Genomic DNA, 16,582 nt, shown 5'->3' with positions numbered 1-16,582 from the left:
GGCTGCCAGGACCTGCGGGGGCATGCTCGGCCGCCCGTTCGTCGACGGGTACATGTCCGTGAACATCGACCCCGGGAACAGCGTCTCCCGGTGCTTGGCCAGGAATGCGAACACGCTCCCCGCCGGGATCAGCTCCCGGCAGGTCTCCCAAACATCCGGCCCGACCAGCTCCCCAGCCCATTCTCCCTGCACATCAGCAGTCTGGCCCCACACCGAGTGACGCAGGGCCAGAACCCCTGATTCTCAGTGAACTTCTAGAGCAACCCCCGCGAGCGCGGGGCCGACCGGGCCGGGGAGTCCGGCTCGGCCTGGGGCTGGGAGCAACCCCCGCGAGCGCGGGGCCGACCGGGCCGCACCGACACCCGCTCGGCCACCTGGAGAGCAACCCCCGCGAGCGCGGGGCCGACAGGACGCGCAGCGCCTCGGCCTCCTGAATGGGAGAGCAACCCCCGCGAGCGCGGGGCCGACACCCCGCGAAGATCCGCGCCGAGCTCATCCAGGGAGCAACCCCCGCGAGCGCGGGGCCGACATGAACGGCGGCAGCAGCTCCAGTTCCTCCGATGAGCAACCCCCGCGAGCGCGGGGCCGACCAGGTGACGCCCTCGGTGACCATCGGCACCAAGGAGCAACCCCCGCGAGCGCGGGGCCGACTGACCTGGAGGGCTAGGTGATAGCTGCCCGGTGGAGCAACCCCCGCGAGCGCGGGGCCGACTGCGAGGCGATCCGGCTGGAGCAGATCCCGCAGGAGCAACCCCCGCGAGCGCGGGGCCGACATCGTGTGGGAGAGCGGCACCCAGACCGCCCAGGAGCAACCCCCGCGAGCGCGGGGCCGACCACGGCGCCCTGGAGCGCACCGGCCCGATCCCGGAGCAACCCCCGCGAGCGCGGGGCCGACCGGCTGCCCGGACTGCGACCCGTACTCACCCGGGAGCAACCCCCGCGAGCGCGGGGCCGACGAGGTCGAGCTGACGCACGTGGACGCCCGGCGGGAGCAACCCCCGCGAGCGCGGGGCCGACTCGCGGGCAGCCTGCGCGGCGGCCGTGCGGTAGGAGCAACCCCCGCGAGCGCGGGGCCGACTCGTTGGCGGCAGGGCTTGCCCCAGAGCGCGGGGAGCAACCCCCGCGAGCGCGGGGCCGACGCCTTGCAGTACTTCGGCGCCGGGCCGCGCTTGGAGCAACCCCCGCGAGCGCGGGGCCGACGGCGTGCTTCTCGTCGTCCTCGGCGGCGGCCAGGAGCAACCCCCGCGAGCGCGGGGCCGACTAGGGCGGGCGACACGGCCGTGTCGACGGCGGCGAGCAACCCCCGCGAGCGCGGGGCCGACTCCACGGTCAGGACACATCCGACCGCCAGAACGGAGCAACCCCCGCGAGCGCGGGGCCGACTTCACGCAGGTGGTCGGGTCTCGTAGCTACAAGGAGCAACCCCCGCGAGCGCGGGGCCGACGTAATCACCGGCGCCTTTCGGGTCATAAACCTTGAGCAACCCCCGCGAGCGCGGGGCCGACTCGTCAACAATGTCCGCCAGTGCCCGGATCAGGGAGCAACCCCCGCGAGCGCGGGGCCGACTCATGCGCGATCTTCGCGAGCGCGAGGGCCAGGGAGCAACCCCCGCGAGCGAGGGGCCGACTACCCGTTCATCCGGCCCGTGGTGGGCGACTCGGAGCAACCCCCGCGAGCGCGGGGCCGACAGCCCGCACGGCAGCGAGCCTGCCCGGGACCTCGAGCAACCCCCGCGAGCGCGGGGCCGACGCCAGACCACCCGCTGACCGGCCCAGCTGACGGGAGCAACCCCCGCGAGCGCGGGGCCGACGCCCCGGAGCCGTTCGACCTGGGCACCGGCGGAGAGCAACCCCCGCGAGCGCGGGGCCGACCCGGTCGCCCTCGTCCGGCGTCCTCAGAGCCGCGAGCAACCCCCGCGAGCGCGGGGCCGACCTTGCAGCGGCCGACCGCCGCCGCCGTCGACTCGAGCAACCCCCGCGAGCGCGGGGCCGACACCGGATGGGTCCGGGCCGACCCGGCGAGGGCGGAGCAACCCCCGCGAGCGCGGGGCCGACACTTGCTGACCTGCGGCGACTGGTGTCAGAGGGCGCTGGTTGATTCAGTTCGATCGGATGACAGCCCGAAGGGGAGCTGATATCTCGCTTTCATCTCTCCCTGCTCTAAGGTGAGTTGTCAGTGCCGTGTCCTAGGCTCCCGAAGCGTACCCGTACGTGGAGGTTGGGACGATGGTCGATGACCGTTGGCAGTGGTATCCGCCCGAGGTCAGGGACTGGCTGGGCGCGCTGTGGGGCAAGTCGGCGGCGCGGGGCGGTGGGACTGTCAACCTTCTGCTGTCGCACATGCTGGACACTGCCGCGGTGGCCGAGGTGGTCTGGGACCGCTACCTGCCGCCGGTGACGAAGTGGCGTCTGGACGCTCTGGCGGGAGGCGCTGGCAACGGGCGGCGTCTGTTCGCCTGGCTGTGTGGGATCCATGACTGCGGCAAGGCCACCCCGGTGTTTCAGGATCTCGACGCCGTCGGCGAGGCAGCTGTCCGTCAAGCGGGGCTCACCTGGGACAAGTACGCGGTGAAAGGCTCGTCTTGGCGGCATGACAAAGCCGGTGCCCGGGTGCTGAGGGCACTGCTCACCGAAGCGAAGTGGTCGAAGGAGCAGGTCGGCTGGGTATGGCCGCTGGTCGCCGGCCACCACGGGCTGATCCCGACACTGGGGCAGCTGAGCCCACCGAAGAAAAACGAGAGGCTGCAGGGAAGCAGCCAGTCCTGGAAGCTCGCGCAGTTGGCGCTGGTGGAGGTGTTCTCCCGGGAGCTCGGCTATGAGGGCGAGGCGCCGCTTGCCGCCGTCGAACCTCTGGGGGTACCGAGCCGTGCGATGCAGCTCCAGCTGTCCGGCTTCGTGGTGATGGCGGACTGGATCGCCAGCGACGAGCGGCACTTCACGGGCGTGTCCGATCTGCAGAGGGTGGCGATGCCTCAGGCGCGGCAGCGGGCCGCGGTGGCGTGGTCGAGGCTCGAACTGCATGGTGGATGGGGAGCGTTGGCGGTGCCCGGCCCGGAGACGTTTCGGGACCGCTTCGGCCACGGGCCCCGGCCGTCCCAGGAGTTGGTCATCGATGTGGTGCATCGGATGGGCGGGCCTGGCCTGGTGATCGTTGAGGCGCCGATGGGGGAGGGGAAGACGAAGGCGGCGCTGGCGGCGGCCGAGCTGATGGCGGCGCGTCACGGCGCGGACGGGGTGTTCCTGGGAATGCCGACCCAGGCGACCGCGGACCCGATGTTCACCCAGGTCCGGTGGTGGCTGCGCGAGGTCGGTGACGGGCTGGAGGACCAGGTCGCGCTGCTGCATGGCAAGCGGATGTTCAACAAGGAGTGGCGCGCCCTGCTGGAGGGCGCGGGGCAGTGGGGGCAGAACGCTGACTCCCACTACTCGTCAGTGGGCGAAGACGAGTTCGGAATGCGGACCGACTGCTTCGATGGCTGCGAGGGTGGGGAGCGCAGGGCTCCCGCCGAGTGGTTCCTCGGGCGTCGCCGTGGCCTGTTGAGCCCGTTCGTGGTCGGCACCATCGACCAACTCCTCTACGCCGCGACCCGCACCAAGCACGTGATGCTCCGTATGGCCGGCCTGGTCGGCAAGGTCGTGATCCTCGACGAGGTCCACGCCGCTGACGTCTACATGTCGCAGTTCCTGCTCGAGGGCCTGTGGTGGCTCGGGCAGGCCGGAGTGCCGGTGGTACTGCTGTCGGCTACCCTGCCGCCAGAGCAGCGGCGCCGCCTGGTCGCCGCCTACCTGGCCGGTACGCAGTCGGCGGAGTCCTCGGCTGCGCTGGCGCTTCCCGAGCAGCAGGGCTATCCGAGCGTGACGGCGGCTTGGCCAGCACAAGGAGGGAGGCCGGCGCTGTTGGTCGAGAGTACCGAATCCTGGCGTGACGACCTTCAGGTGCGGGTTGAGGTGCTCGACGAACCGCCGACGCGGACCGATTCCCGGACTCCGCAGCACGACGCCGGGCCGGTGGACGCCACCGTGGTCGACTACCTGAAGGAGCGCCTGGTCGACGGCGGATGCGTCCTGGTCATCCGCAACACCGTGGCCCGCGCCCAGACCACGTTCGAGGCCCTCCGTAAGGAGTTCGGCGCCGACGTCCGGCTTCTGCACGGCCGCCTGCATGCAGGCCACCGGGCCGACCGCACGAAAGAGGTGCTGAAACTCCTCGGACGGCCGACGGAAGGATCCGAGCGCCCCGACAGGCTGATCGTCGTCGCCACTCAGCTTGCGGAACAGTCCTTCGACGTCGACGCCGATCTGCTGATCACCGACCTTGCACCGATGGACCTGATCCTCCAGCGCATCGGACGCCTTCACCGCCACGACGGTGTGAGGCGTCCCGACCTGCTGTCCAGGCCCACCGTTGCCGTCACCGGCATCCATCTCGACGACGACAGCGCGCCGCACTTCCTGCGCGCCTCCGAAGGGATTTACGGTCGCTACCTCCTGCTGCGTACGGCCGCTGAGGTCGAGCGGGTGGCTAAGGCAGGCGGGGGCACGTGGAGCATCCCCGGCCAGGTGCCGGACCTGGTCGCCCGGGTATACGGCACCGATCCCGTCGTCCCGGCCGAGTGGGCCGAGGCCGAGGCGCAGGCAATGCATGACTGGGAAGAACGGCAGGCCAAGCGAAGTTCGGAAGCAGCCCAGTACGTGCTGACCCGTGCCGGGGAGCACGGGGAACCTACCCTGGCCGGCCTGCACTTCGGAGCCCACGGCACGCTGGCAGAGGCGCAGTTCGAGGCGCTTGTCCGGGACGGGGACCGGAGCGTGGAGGTGGTCCTGGTGCGCCGTACGGAGAGTGGCTTCGACGCGATGACGGGCCGCAAACTCGGGCCGAACGGCGAGGTCGCGGCCGAGCTGGTGGACGACGTGCTCTCCGGAACGGTACGCCTCCCCACCAAGCTTACAAAGGCTGCCGAGCAGGCGCTCGGTCCGCTCTCGGGTTGGCGCGACCACCCGTGGCTGCGGTACAGCCTGGCCCTTGAACTCGACGAGCACGGTGCTGCGGTCCTCGGCGACTTCCGGCTGTGCTACGACGATCTGCTCGGCCTCGTGGTGAGCGGAGGTCACCCGTACCGGTAGAGCGCGTGGGCGGAACGGACGGAGTGCCGTTCCGCCCACGCTTCCCCAACCCCGCGAGCGCGGGGCCGACTTGCCTCCGAAGCCGGCTCGCAAACACGGCCAGGGGCCATCCCCGCGCACGAAACCCGCGGGACCGAGGGGCAATTCAAGCATTTGCCCAACAGCAGGTCTCCACCGGTGCCACGATGAACAACCACAAGCTAAACATGGCTAGTTGGGAGAACGGCGCGTGCCTGGGTACAACCTTGTCGACGAACCGTGGCTGACGGTACGACCCGTCGGAGGCGGGCCTCCCGTGAAGCTGGGGATCGCCGAGGCCCTGGCGAGGGCCCACGAGCTCGAGGGCCTTGTCGTCGAGTTCTCCACCCAGCTGCCGGCCGTCCTGCGCCAGGTCCTGTTGCCCGTCGTCGCCGACGCCACCGGCGCGCCCCAGGACCTCCAGGAGAAGGGCGAACGGCTCACCCGGGAAAGCGGGTTCACGAAGGACGAGCTGGACAAGAAGCTCCTGCCCTACCTCGACGAGCACCGTGCGAAGTTCGATCTCTTCGATCCCGAGGCCCCGTTCGGGCAGGTCGCCGGGCTGCGCACCGCCAAGGGTGAGACGAAGGGCTCTGCTGCCCTGGTGGCGACCGCGGCGAGCGGCAACAACGTCCCGCTGTTCGCCAGCCGCACCGACGCGGATCCGCTCGATCTGACACCGGCCCAGGCCGCCCACTGGCTCGTGCACGCCCACTGCTGGGACACCGCGGCGATCAAGACCGGCGTCGTCGGCGATGATCAGGTCAAGGCGGGCAAGACGACGGGGAACCCGACCGGCCCGCTCGGCCAGCTCGGCGTCATCGTCCCCACCGGGCGCACCCTGTATGAGACCCTCCTGCTGAACCTCCCGGTCACCCCACCCGACATCCTCGGCATCCCGCAGTGGCTGCGGGGCCCCCATAAACCCACCTGGAGGCCCCGCAAGGCCGACGGCCTCCTCGACCTGTGGACGTGGCAGGCCCGGCGGATCCGGCTCATCCCGCATCAGGACGAGACTGGGCAGCTGCGGGTCGCCCGGGTGGTCATCAGCGCCGGCGACCGCCTCATGCCCATGCCCGAGCAGGAGCCGCACACCGCCTGGACGTTCACCGCACCCGCGAGGAAGTCCACCTCGCCTCTGCCCGAGCGCAGGCCGCGCCGCCACACCCAGGGCAAGGCCGCCTGGCGAGGCCTGGAAGCCATCCTCGCACCCACCCGCCAGAGCTCCGACGGCGCCTTCGAGACCAGCATCCTGCTCGACCAGGTCAGCGCCCTGCAAGAAGACGACCAACTCCCCGCCGACTACCCGCTGCAGGTCGAGACCTTCGGGATGGTCTACGGCACCCAGTCCTCCGTCGTTGAGGACGTCATCCACGACGCCATCCCCCTGCCCCTGCTCGCTCTCCACCAGGACAGCGAAGCCCACCAGCTGCTCCTGGACGTCGCCGAGCAGGCGGAGCGGCTCGCCCAGGCCGTCAACAACCTCTCCGCCGACCTGCGCCGGGCCGGCGGAACCGACCCCATTCCCTGGGACAAGGGCCAGCGCCCCGGCGAACTCCTCCTGCACACCCTCGACCCTCTGGTGCGCCGCCTGCTCGCCGGCGTCCGTACCGCCGGCACCGACGAGGACGTCCTGGGCCAAGGTCGATTCGCCTGGGAGCAACTCGCCCACCGCCACGCGTGGGACGTGGCGAACACGCTCCTACTGGCCGCACCCGCCGCCACGTTCGGTGGCCGCACCCTCGACCAGCCCGGAAAGGCGGGCAAGACGCAGACCTACCGGCTCGGCACGGCCGGCGCCAACTTCCGGCAAAAGGTCAACGAGATCCTCCCCCGCCACGCCGACGCCGTACGGGAAGCCGCTGCCGCCCAGGCCGCTGCGACCGTACCCACTCCCGACTCCGACCCCGCCCCTGGAGCGGACTTTGACTACTGAAAACACCACCGCCGCCAAACAGCGCCGGTACTGGGACGCGTTCACCGCCCCCGACCACACCTGGCGCATCGACCCCCGCACCAAGCAGCCGCGTCGACCGCCGGGAGAGGATCTCGCGGCCATGCGCTCGGGCCTGGGACGTGCCGTCATGGACAGCCCCAAGATGTGGCCGCTCTACAGCTGCGAGGTCAACGACGTCCTCGCGCTGCGCGACGAGGTCTCCGACGAGCAGAAAGCCGAACACGCCGCGCTGGCCCTCTACGGCCTGCACCAGCAGAGTCAGTCCAAGCCGATGCACCGCCGCGGGGTCAAGCTCGGCGAGGCGCTGCGCGCCCTGCGCCGCAGCGGCAAGTTCAGCGAGGAGGCGCTCGATACCCGCGTTGCCCAACTCGCGGGCGCCACCAGCGTGACCGCGCTCCTGGTCCACTTGCGAGGCCTGATCACCCAACTGCGCACCGTCGGACAGCCGTTGGACTACAACCACCTGATGGCCGACATCCAGGGCTGGCACCACGCCGACCGGCGCCCGCAGGTCCGCCTCAAGTGGGCCATCGGCTACCAGGCGTGGAAGGACCAGACGCCCGCCGACTGACCGCACCTGCGACAACTCGCCGCCCCGGCACACCCACCACCACTGGACCATCATCCTTCGAGGAGAAGCGCATGACCGACCGCCTCTACGTCGACGTGCACATCCTGCAGACCGTCCCGCCGGCCAACCTCAACCGCGACGACAACGGCAACCCCAAGGAAGCCTACTTCGGCGGCAAGCGCCGCTCCCGGGTCTCCTCCCAGGCCTGGAAGCGCGCCACTCGCATCCACTTCGCCGAGAGCCGCGACCGGCAGGACCTCGCCACCCGAACCAAGCGGATCGCCGCCCAGCTCGCCAAGGGCATCGCCGAGCGCACCGGCATCGCGGCCGAGGACGCGCAGCGGATCGCCGACGCCCTGATCAAGTCGACCGGGATCTCCGCCGGCAAGAAGGACGGCGACACCGCCTACCTCCTCTTCTACGGGCGCCGCCAGCTTGACGGCATCGTCGACCTGGTTGCCGAGACCGCCACCGACCTCGTCGCCCTCGACGCGAAGGCCCTGGAGGAGGCCGTCAAGGCCCTGCCGGTCAAGGAGCAACTGCAGACCGGGCACCCGGCCGATGTGGCGCTCTTCGGCCGGATGGTCGCCGACATCCCCAGTCTGAACGTTGATGCCGCCACGCAGGTCGCGCACGCGATCTCCACCCACGCCGCGGAGCTCGAGTTCGACTACTACACGGCGGTCGACGACGAGAACACCGCCGACGAGACCGGCGCCGGCATGATCGGCACCATCGGCTTCAACTCCGCCACCCTCTACCGCTACGCCACCGTCGGCCTGCACCAGCTGCGGGAGAACCTCGGCGACGACAAGGCCGCCGTCGACGCCGTCGACCTGTTCGTCGACTCCTTCGCCCGGTCCATGCCCACCGGCTACGGCAACTCCTTTGCCCACCGCACCCGCCCCAGCCTGGTCGCCGTCGTCGTCCGCGCAGATCAGCCCGTGAACCTCGTCTCCGCGTACGAGAACCCGGTCCCGGCGAGCCGGGGCATCGTCGCCGAGTCCGCGCGCCGCCTCGCAGGGGAGTTCGCCACCGCCACCGAGCAGTGGGGCGACACCCCGCTCTACGTCGGCATCTGCCATACCCTCGGCACTGACACCGGCACGAACGAGACCGGACAGACGCTGGCTGAGGCCTTCGGCGTGAACCGCACCTTCACCGAGCTGTGCGACGGCCTGCGCACCGTCCTCACCGAGCGGGTGAACGACAACTGATGCCCGCCGACCCCACCCCCGCACCGGCCCCGGACGAGGAGCAGGCGGTCCTCGTACTGCGCCTGGCCGCACCTCTCCAGTCCTGGGGCGAGCGCAGTGCCTTCAACCGCCGTGACACCCCGCCCCAGCCGACCAAGTCCGGCGTCGTGGGACTGCTCGCCGCCGCCGCGGGCCGACCCCGCGAAGCGGACATCACCGACCTGGTCGGCCTGCGCCTCGGCGTGCGCATCGATCAGCCCGGAACGCTCCTGCGCGACTACCACACCGTCAGCGACTACCGGGGCCGGCCGCTGCCACAGGCCGGCGTCAATGCCAAGGGCCTGCAGAAGCCGACCTCCCCGGCCAAGGACACCCACGTCACCCACCGCTACTACCTCCAGGACGCGGTGTTCGTCGCCGCCGTCCAGGGCCCGGCCGGCCTCATCGCCACGCTTGCCGAGGCGATCCGCCGCCCCGCTTTCCCGCTCGCGCTTGGCCGGCGCTCCTGTGTTCCCACCCAGCCGATCGCCCTCGGCGAGGTGCGCGACGCCACCCTGGAGGACGTGCTGGCGGAGGAGCCCTGGCAGGCGGGCAAGGTTGCCAGGGCCGCCTACCGCCGACGGGCCGAACGGGGCCCGGTGCCGTTCTCCCCGCAGCGGATCGACCTGGCCGCGACCTTCGACGACCCGTCGGGCGACGACACCCTCCAGGACGTGCCACGCTCCTTCGCGCCCCGCGAACGCGGCTTCTCCACCCGGCGGATCCGCCACGCCTGGCTCAACGTCCCCACCGGCCTCGAATCGCCCACCACGACCGCCGAACCGGTTGCCGCGGCCGGCGGCCACGACCCGTTCGCCCTGCTGGGCTGGTGACACGATGACCTATCTCTCCCGCGTCCGCATCAACCCCCTGCGCGCCGCCAGCCGCACCCTGCTCGCCAGCCCCCGCGCCCTGCACGGCGCCGTCCTGGCCGGCATCCCCGACACCGCCCCAGGCGACCGGATCCTGTGGCGTCTGGACGCCGACCACCCGCGCCGCCCCATGCTGCTGGTCCTCACCCCTTCCAAGCCGGACTGGACCCACATCGTCGAACAGGCCGGATGGCCCGACGCCGAAGGCGAGCACTACGCGATCCGCGACTACAGCCCCCTGCTCGCCCAGCTCGCCGTCGGCCGCGAGTTCGCCTTCCGACTCAAGGCCAGCCCCGTCCAGAACACCTCCAAGCCCGACAAGCCCAGCGCGCACCGCACCAAGACCGACGCCGAACTCCACCACCGCTCCTACCGCATGGCCCACCGAACCGCCGCCCAGCAGCTCACCTGGTTCCTGGACCGCACCGCCCGGTGGGGCTTCACCGTCCCCGAGGCGCGCACCGACGACCCGTCCCCCGGCCTCGGACCGTCCGCTGCGGAACCCCCCATCGATGCGCCGCCCGCCCGGGAGGTGAGGATCACCGACCGCAGCCGCAGCACCTTCACCAAGCCCGGCACCCGCACCCCGGTCACCCTCACCACCGCCACCTTCGAAGGCCGTCTGCGCATCAGCGACCCTGGTCTCCTTGAGGCTGCGCTCCTCGGCGGTATCGGCCCCTCCAAGGCCTACGGCTGCGGCCTGCTCACCCTCGCCCCGCTGCCTACCGGAGCCCGCTAACCGATGGCCGACATCTGGTGGAAAGCCCACCCACACGACCTGCACCGCCTCGCCGACCGGGTCTCCAGCGTCTACGTCGAACGCAGCCACATCGACCGCGACGAGAACGCCGTCGTCGTCATCAACAAGCGCGAGACCGTCCGCGTCCCCGCTGCCATGGTCGCCGTCATGCTCCTCGGCCCGGGCACCCGCATCACCCACGGCGCCGTCAACCTGCTCGCCGACTCCGGCACCACCGTGTGCTGGGTCGGCGAACAGGGCGTGCGCATGTACGCCGCCGGGCTTGGCCCCAGCCGAGGCGCGGCTCTCCTCAACCGCCAGGCGTGGCTGGTGAGCCGCACCAAGGAGCGCCTGGCCGTTGCGCGGAACATGTATCGCATGCGGTTCCCGGGCGAGGACGTCAGCACGGCCACCATGCAGCAGCTGCGCGGCCGCGAGGGCGCCCGCATCCGCAAGCTCTACCAAGCGGAATCACAGCGAACTGGTGTCCCCTGGAACGGACGGGTCTACAAGGCCGGCGACGCGAACGCCGCGGGCGACGACCTCAACCGACTGCTGTCGGCGGCCAACGCCGCGCTCTACGGGATCTGCCACGCGGTCATCACCGGGCTGGGCGCCAGCCCCGGTCTCGGCTTTGTCCACACCGGACTGGCGACCTCGTTCGTCCTCGACATCGCCGACCTCTACAAGGCCGAGTACACCATCCCCCTCGCTTTCGACCTCGCTGAGCAGCGCCACACCGAGGAACGCGATGCCCGCCTCGGTCTGCGTGACCGCATCGCCCAGGACAAGCTGCTGGGGCGCATCGTCCATGACGTCAAGACCCTCCTCAGCCCGGACGGCACCCACATGCCCGATGTCGAGGTCAACGAGCTCTGGGACGAACGTGTCGGGGCAGTCCAAGGCGGCGTTAACTGGTCCGGCTCCGAAGTCACGCCGGCGCCTACCGTCTCGGACCCGGGAATGGGTGACGAACACCTGGCCATCATCGGCCCGGAGTTCTCCCAGGACACGAGCAGCCCATGACCGTCATCATCCTCATCGCAGCCCCCGAAGGCCTCCGCGGCCACCTCACCCGCTGGATGGTCGAGGTCAACGCAGGTGTCTTCGTCGGCAGCCCCAGCCGCCGCATCCGCGACCGCCTCTGGGACCTCCTCGCCACCCGCATCGGCGACGGCCAAGCCGTCCTCGTCGAACCCGCCACCAACGAACAAGGCTGGACCGTCCGCACCGCCGGCAAGGACCGCTGGAAGCCCGTCGACTTCGACGGACTGATTCTCTCAGCCCGCTCCCGCCGATAAACCCGCAGGTCACGAAGTGTCGGCCCCGCACGCGCGGGGATTGCCCCAGCGCCGCCGCGACCGCTCGCCGCCCCTCCGGGTCGGCCCCGCACGCGCGGGGATTGCCCCAACGCCGGGGGCAGGGGCGGCCGGAGAGAGGGCGGCGCGGAGGCCACGGTCCGCATCGCGAAGGCCGAACTGGTCCCCACGACCGCGAACCTGCTGCCCGCCTACGACACCTTCGCCGAGCTCGCGGACGCCTGCCTGACCTGGTGCGACACGGTGAACACGCGTCGGCACAAGGCGACCGGGCAGATCCCGGCCGACCGGCTCGACATCGAACGCACCACCTTGCACGTCCTGCCGGTCGAGCCGCTGGCGCTCGCGCGGGGCGAGGAGCGGGTGGTCGGCTCGGACCGCACCGTCAGCTTCAACTCCGTGCGCTACTCGACCCCGCCCGGCTACACCGGCGCCAGGGTCTGGTGCCGGGTCGTCGGCGACGAGTTGTCGATCACTGCCCGCACCAAGTCCGGTGACCTGTCGGAGATCTGGCGTCACCAGCTGTCCACACCCGGCGTCCCGCAGATCATCGATGCGCACTACCCCGACCACCCCGACGGCCGCTCGGTCCATCAGCCCAGGCTGCGACCGCGCTCGGAGGCGGAGGTCGCGTTCGTGGGCATCGGCCCCGGAGCAGGGCGCTGGCTGAAGGAGGCCGGACCGGCCGGGGCGTCCCGGATCCGGGCCAAGATGGCCCACGCCGTCGAGCTCGCCGCCGTCCTCGGCGGCGACCGGGTCGACCAGGCCCTCGGGCTCGCGGCCGCGGCCGGGCGCTTCGCCGAGGACGACCTGGTCTCCATCCTGGAGCACATCACGGCCAGAAAGCCCGTCGGCCAGGTCGTCCGCGCGGACGAGGCCCACGCCGTTCAGAACGGCACCATCGCCTGGCAGGCCCTCGGGCAGCAGCCGACGGCGGCCGGGGAGTCGAGGGCCGACTGACCGCTGTCAGTCGCCGATGAACCACAGATACAGGTGCAGCCCGCGCTCGACGACCTGGCACAGCTCGCGGGCCTGCCCGACCCAGTCGCCGCCCAGGCCGGCAGGAAGACGTTTGAGTTCCGCCCGCAGCATCGGCATCTGCCGCTGGTTGAAGACCGCGTCCCCATACGGGTCCAGGGCCGAGAGCATCGGGAACTCCGCCGGATCCAGATCCGCGAATCCGGCCGCCCACTCCACGCCGGCCTCGGCGCTCGCCACGACGTTCCCGCTGTCTCCACGCACCGCCATGTTGATCACCCGCCGAGCCTATCGGCGCCCACCGCGACCTACGAAGGAGTTACCGACCGTGACGTTTCCCCAAGCCCCGGCCCTGCCCGAGGAGCTCGACAAGCTGATGCGCCGGATGCGCCTGCCCTACATGCGCAAGGCCGCACCCGACGTGCTGGCCACCGCCCGGGCCCAGCGGTGGGACCCCGCCGAGGTCCTTCGGCTGCTGATCTCCGAGGAGGTCACCGGCCGCGACGCGGCAACGAGGCGCCTTCGGCGCCACTCGGCGAACTTCCCCACCGGCAAAACGCTCGCGTCGTGGCGGGCCGAGGACTCCACCATCCCCGAACCCACCCAGAACTCCCTGATCACCCTGGAGTGGATCGGCCGCGCGGAGAACCTGGTGATTGCCGGCCCCGAGGTTATCGCCGGTTCGATCTTGATCTGAGTGCGTTTTCCCTGTTCAGGTTGTTCCTTCTATAGATGTGACGTGGTCAGCGGGGGCCGATGGTGCGTTGCCGCCGATGTCTGACCGGGTCGCTAACGTGTGCGTGTGATGACCACGGATGATCGACAGTTCCCGGCCGCGCTCGCTGCTGCGATGGCGGTTCCGTTCGAATACGACGCCGGCGATGGGGTCGACTTCGAACCCTTCGCGGCCTTCCTGCCTGCCGAGGAGACCACCGACTGGTTCCGCGCCTGGACCGGCAATGGGGAACTGAGCGGCGACGACTTCCGCGTATTCGGCCAGGACGGCTCCGGCGGGTATGCGGCGTTCTGGCTGATCCGCCCGAACCAAGCGCTGGTCGACCAGCCCGTCGTCTTCCTCGGGTCCGAGGGTGAGACTGGCGTGGTTGCGCGCGACTTGGGCGACTTCCTGTGGCTGCTGGCCGACGGCCTCGGCCCCTGGGAGACAGCCACCCCGTACGATCGCGACCGAGTCCCACGCCCCAACCAGGAGCTGGCGGTCGTCGCGGAACGGTTCGCACCGGGCCAGCGCCGGTCAGCCGCCGCCGTGATCGAGTTGGCCACCCGGGAGTTCCTCGACTTCGACGACACCATCATGGAGCTCTGCCGCTGAACTCGGCAGACACGGCCTCCGGCACTCAAACTTCCATGGCATTCACTCAAGGTCCACTGTCACAGGACTGATGACCGCAGATCGTGGTGGGGTGGTTTCGCCGCGCCGGGCGAGTTCACGGCGAAGGTTGAGGTTCTCACCATGAGCTTGTTCCAGTGCGTCCCGTAACGCTTGAACTTCCTGGCGGTGTTGCTTCTTCAGCCGGGTGATCTGGCTGGTCAGCGCGAGAACGAGAGGGCTCTCTGCGTCCGTGGAGGCGGCCGGTGCGGGGATAGGCCGGGCCTGAGCTCGCAGGCGTTCGATGCGTCCGCGAAGATCGGGATGGTTGTAAAGGAAGGCGTGGGAGACGCTGGCTTCGCGCTGGACGGCCTGGAAAGTGATCGCTTCGCCGCGCTTGATCAGCCGCCGGATGGCCTGCTCGGCGGCCTGGGTCTTGGCCTGCGACTTCGCCTTCGCAGCGACGCTGAGGGTGTGGATGCGCTTGGTGCGGGCGTCGGTCACGGCCGATTCCTTCGGTGACGGTCGAGATCAAGGGTGAGGGGGACGGGTCCTGTGGGGGCGGTGCCGCAGCCGGCACCCTGGACCGCGCGGCCGGGCTTGTCGCGGATGGTCTCCAGCAGCCGGGTCAGGGTGGCGCGCTCGGCCCTCCGCTGCAGGAGCCACACATTGTCCTCGGGCATCGGGCGGCCGTGGCGTTCCAGGAAGGCGGTGGTGGCTCGGTCGATCAATGCCTCGGTCTCGGTCAACTGTCGTTCCAGGGCTAGCTGGTGGGAGGTGTCGGTGACGAAGACCGAGCAGGTCAGGCAGGCGTTTCCCTTGTCGCAGGTCTGCAGGGGCGGCAGCAGGCACCAGCCGTGGGGCAGGAACCGGTCGGCACGCTCGAACAGGTGCAGGCTGTCGTGGTCCTCGCGGGAGAAGACCACGTGCGTGCCGTCGGCTCGCAGCTTGGCGGTGGCCAGGAACGCCTGTTCGGCGTGCTCTTGGCGGGCGGCGATGTAGTGCATCGACATCGTCGGAGTGGCGTGTCCGGCATAACGCATCAACACGTGGACAGGCAGGCCGAGTTCGGCGAGCCGGGTCAGCTTGGTGTGGCGGAAGCGGTGGGTGTGACTCAGGCCGATGGGCCTGCCCTTGCTGTCGGTGATCTTCACGATGCTGCTGAACTCGCGGAGCATCCAGCTGTAGGATGTCGCCGGTGGACTCGCCCAGGCCGGACTCGTTGTTGGCGCCGCCCGGGGTGTACTGGTCGATGCCGTGGCCGAACTCGTGCCCGACGACGTCCATCGCGGCGATCCACTCGCCGGCCTGGCTGTGGCCGATCGATATGGAGCTGCCGTCCCAGTAGGCGTTGACGTCGTTCAGGCCGACCTTGACCGGCCAGCTGCCGCCGTTGCCGTTGTGCCCGTTGCGACCCAGCCAGTCGCGGAGCATGTCCCATTCCTTCTGGGCCGCCCACATGGCGTCGCCGCAGCCGGTCTCCTTGCTGGACGGGTTGCCGGTGCCCCAGGAGTCGCTGGACTTGGTGAAGACCTGGCCGGTGCTGTAGTCGGAGCAGGTGAGGCCGGGCCGGTTCGGGTCGCGCAGCGAGTACGAGCCGCCCGAGCCGCTGGTGCTGATGGTGACCGGCGCCGGGCCGTTCCACTTGCTGTTGACGGTGCCCGCGCGGACGTCGTCGTAGGAGTCGATGACCTCGCCGGTCGCGGCGTCCACGAAGACGTGCAGCCGGCTCGGGGCGCTCTCGCTGCGGCCGGTCAGCACGGTCTCCCAGGCGAGCCGGCCGCCGGAGCCGTCCTTGACCCGGACGACCAGCCGGTGGGACTCGACGCTGTCCACACTGGCGAGCTTGGTCCGGGCGGTCTGCTCCGCCTTCGCCGCGCTGACCTGCGGGGTCGTCGAGCCGCCGACCGGGCCGGAGGCCGCCGACTGAAGGCCGCGGACCTTGCCCTGGCCGTCGGCGAGCACCACCGCGTCGCCGCCGACCACCGGCAGGCCGCGGTAGCTGCGCTCGTACGCGACGGAGTACAGGCCGCCGATCCAGGGGGTGACGGCCCGGCGCTCGTAGGTCTCGCCGGGGCCCTTGGCGAGGGCGTCCACACCGGCCGCCGCGGCGGCGTCGGCGGCGTTGACCGCGGCGCTCAGCGCGCTCGGTGGTGCGGGGGAGGGGGTGGGCGCGGCGGTGGCCGGCCCCGCGGTGGCGGCGATCACGCCGGCCAGCACGGTCAGGGTGGTCGCCGTGGTCAGCAACCGTCCGGTGGAAACTCTGCGTTGCATCGAGGCTCCTCGCATGTGGGGGTCCTCGACCGCGGACGGCATGGCTGGTGGCGCACCGCAGGGCCGTGTCTGGGGGGACGGCCGTGCGGGCCGTCCGCGCTCGGGTGCCGGAACCCTCACATGGCGTCATGCTCTGGTCAATGGCTGGTGCGAGCGATGCATAGGGCTG

General features: G+C 70.8%; 14 protein-coding genes, 2 pseudogenes and 1 CRISPR repeat array. Of the genes and pseudogenes, 11 read left to right on the top strand and 5 right to left on the bottom strand.

Features of this window, described 5'->3' with window-relative positions; all coding sequences use genetic code 11:
- Positions 1 to 168 (bottom strand): annotated as a pseudogene (locus tag ACIO5E_RS38540) (IS5/IS1182 family transposase); the annotation flags it as partial.
- Between the two features lie 89 nt (positions 169 to 257).
- Positions 258 to 2,054: direct repeats of the CRISPR family, unit length 28 nt; unit sequence GAGCAACCCCCGCGAGCGCGGGGCCGAC.
- A gap of 171 nt (positions 2,055 to 2,225) precedes the next feature.
- On the opposite strand from ACIO5E_RS38540, the gene cas3 reads away from it, so the two are divergent.
- From cas3 to ACIO5E_RS38495, 9 genes are all read left to right on the top strand, one after another.
- Positions 2,226 to 5,123 carry a CRISPR-associated helicase Cas3' gene (gene cas3, locus ACIO5E_RS38535; RefSeq protein WP_400677062.1) on the top strand — a complete coding sequence of 966 codons (2,898 nt, stop codon included), beginning with the start codon at positions 2,226 to 2,228 and terminating at the stop codon, positions 5,121 to 5,123.
- A 229-nt stretch (positions 5,124 to 5,352) separates the two neighbouring features.
- On the top strand, positions 5,353 to 7,077 hold the full coding sequence (gene casA / locus ACIO5E_RS38530; RefSeq protein WP_400677059.1) for a type I-E CRISPR-associated protein Cse1/CasA: 1,725 nt from the start codon (positions 5,353 to 5,355) through the stop codon (positions 7,075 to 7,077).
- Entirely contained in the window at positions 7,067 to 7,669 is a 603-nt protein-coding gene (gene casB, locus ACIO5E_RS38525; protein WP_400677056.1) for a type I-E CRISPR-associated protein Cse2/CasB, read from the top strand. The genes casA and casB overlap by 11 nt, the downstream gene beginning before the upstream one ends.
- A gap of 71 nt (positions 7,670 to 7,740) precedes the next feature.
- Entirely contained in the window at positions 7,741 to 8,886 is a 1,146-nt protein-coding gene (cas7e, locus tag ACIO5E_RS38520; RefSeq protein ID WP_400677053.1) for a type I-E CRISPR-associated protein Cas7/Cse4/CasC, read from the top strand.
- Positions 8,886 to 9,737: a type I-E CRISPR-associated protein Cas5/CasD gene (cas5e, locus tag ACIO5E_RS38515; protein WP_400677050.1), complete on the top strand. Its 852-nt coding sequence runs from the start codon at positions 8,886 to 8,888 to the stop codon at positions 9,735 to 9,737. The genes cas7e and cas5e overlap by 1 nt, the downstream gene beginning before the upstream one ends.
- Positions 9,738 to 9,741: 4 nt before the next feature.
- A complete protein-coding gene (gene cas6e, locus ACIO5E_RS38510) occupies positions 9,742 to 10,515 on the top strand; it encodes a type I-E CRISPR-associated protein Cas6/Cse3/CasE (RefSeq protein ID WP_400677047.1) in 774 nt (257 codons plus the stop codon).
- A gap of 3 nt (positions 10,516 to 10,518) precedes the next feature.
- The gene (gene cas1e / locus ACIO5E_RS38505; protein ID WP_400677044.1) at positions 10,519 to 11,541 is read left to right on the top strand and encodes a type I-E CRISPR-associated endonuclease Cas1e; all 1,023 of its coding nucleotides are present in this window, start codon (positions 10,519 to 10,521) and stop codon (positions 11,539 to 11,541) included.
- Entirely contained in the window at positions 11,538 to 11,816 is a 279-nt protein-coding gene (gene cas2e / locus ACIO5E_RS38500; RefSeq protein ID WP_400677041.1) for a type I-E CRISPR-associated endoribonuclease Cas2e, read from the top strand. The genes cas1e and cas2e overlap by 4 nt, the downstream gene beginning before the upstream one ends.
- 261 nt (positions 11,817 to 12,077) lie before the next feature.
- Positions 12,078 to 12,794: a Mu transposase domain-containing protein gene (locus ACIO5E_RS38495; protein WP_400677038.1), complete on the top strand. Its 717-nt coding sequence runs from the start codon at positions 12,078 to 12,080 to the stop codon at positions 12,792 to 12,794.
- A 6-nt stretch (positions 12,795 to 12,800) separates the two neighbouring features.
- Here the strand turns inward: ACIO5E_RS38495 and ACIO5E_RS38490 are convergent, their stop codons facing one another.
- Positions 12,801 to 13,082, bottom strand: a complete 282-nt coding sequence (locus ACIO5E_RS38490; RefSeq protein ID WP_400677071.1) for a hypothetical protein — start codon at positions 13,080 to 13,082, stop codon at positions 12,801 to 12,803.
- 58 nt (positions 13,083 to 13,140) lie between these two features.
- Between ACIO5E_RS38490 and ACIO5E_RS38485 the strand changes: the two genes are divergently transcribed.
- Positions 13,141 to 13,509, top strand: coding sequence for an ATP-binding protein (locus tag ACIO5E_RS38485; protein ID WP_400677035.1), 369 nt, complete (start codon positions 13,141 to 13,143; stop codon positions 13,507 to 13,509).
- Between the two features lie 108 nt (positions 13,510 to 13,617).
- Complete coding sequence (locus tag ACIO5E_RS38480; RefSeq protein ID WP_400677068.1) at positions 13,618 to 14,142, top strand: SMI1/KNR4 family protein; 525 nt, start codon at positions 13,618 to 13,620, stop codon at positions 14,140 to 14,142.
- Between the two features lie 42 nt (positions 14,143 to 14,184).
- Here ACIO5E_RS38480 and ACIO5E_RS38475 read toward each other — a convergent pair whose 3' ends face one another.
- The 3 genes and pseudogenes from ACIO5E_RS38475 to ACIO5E_RS38465 all read right to left on the bottom strand — a co-directional run.
- On the bottom strand, positions 14,185 to 14,643 hold the full coding sequence (locus ACIO5E_RS38475) for a DUF6262 family protein (protein WP_400677032.1): 459 nt from the start codon (positions 14,641 to 14,643) through the stop codon (positions 14,185 to 14,187).
- A complete protein-coding gene (locus tag ACIO5E_RS38470) occupies positions 14,640 to 15,317 on the bottom strand; it encodes a tyrosine-type recombinase/integrase (RefSeq protein WP_400677029.1) in 678 nt (225 codons plus the stop codon). Before ACIO5E_RS38470 ends, ACIO5E_RS38475 begins: the two co-directional genes overlap by 4 nt.
- Before the next feature lie 7 nt (positions 15,318 to 15,324).
- Positions 15,325 to 16,413 (bottom strand): annotated as a pseudogene (locus ACIO5E_RS38465) (M4 family metallopeptidase); the annotation flags it as partial.
- Between the last annotated feature and the right edge of the window lie 169 nt (positions 16,414 to 16,582).

The organism is Kitasatospora sp. NPDC087314, from assembly GCF_044744365.1.
Classification (GTDB): Bacteria; Actinomycetota; Actinomycetes; order Streptomycetales; family Streptomycetaceae; genus Kitasatospora.
This window is presented reverse-complemented; position numbering and strand designations above follow the sequence as displayed.

Coding starts and splice junctions, on each gene's coding strand:
- cas3 (WP_400677062.1), top strand. CDS start 2,226: ATGGTCGATGACCGTTGGCAGTGGTATCCGCCCGAGGTCAGGGACTGG.
- cas7e (WP_400677053.1), top strand. CDS start 7,741: ATGACCGACCGCCTCTACGTCGACGTGCACATCCTGCAGACCGTCCCG.
- cas5e (WP_400677050.1), top strand. CDS start 8,886: ATGCCCGCCGACCCCACCCCCGCACCGGCCCCGGACGAGGAGCAGGCG.
- cas6e (WP_400677047.1), top strand. CDS start 9,742: ATGACCTATCTCTCCCGCGTCCGCATCAACCCCCTGCGCGCCGCCAGC.
- cas1e (WP_400677044.1), top strand. CDS start 10,519: ATGGCCGACATCTGGTGGAAAGCCCACCCACACGACCTGCACCGCCTC.
- cas2e (WP_400677041.1), top strand. CDS start 11,538: ATGACCGTCATCATCCTCATCGCAGCCCCCGAAGGCCTCCGCGGCCAC.
- ACIO5E_RS38490 (WP_400677071.1), bottom strand. CDS start 13,082: ATGGCGGTGCGTGGAGACAGCGGGAACGTCGTGGCGAGCGCCGAGGCC.
- ACIO5E_RS38480 (WP_400677068.1), top strand. CDS start 13,618: ATGACCACGGATGATCGACAGTTCCCGGCCGCGCTCGCTGCTGCGATG.
- ACIO5E_RS38470 (WP_400677029.1), bottom strand. CDS start 15,317: ATGCTCCGCGAGTTCAGCAGCATCGTGAAGATCACCGACAGCAAGGGC.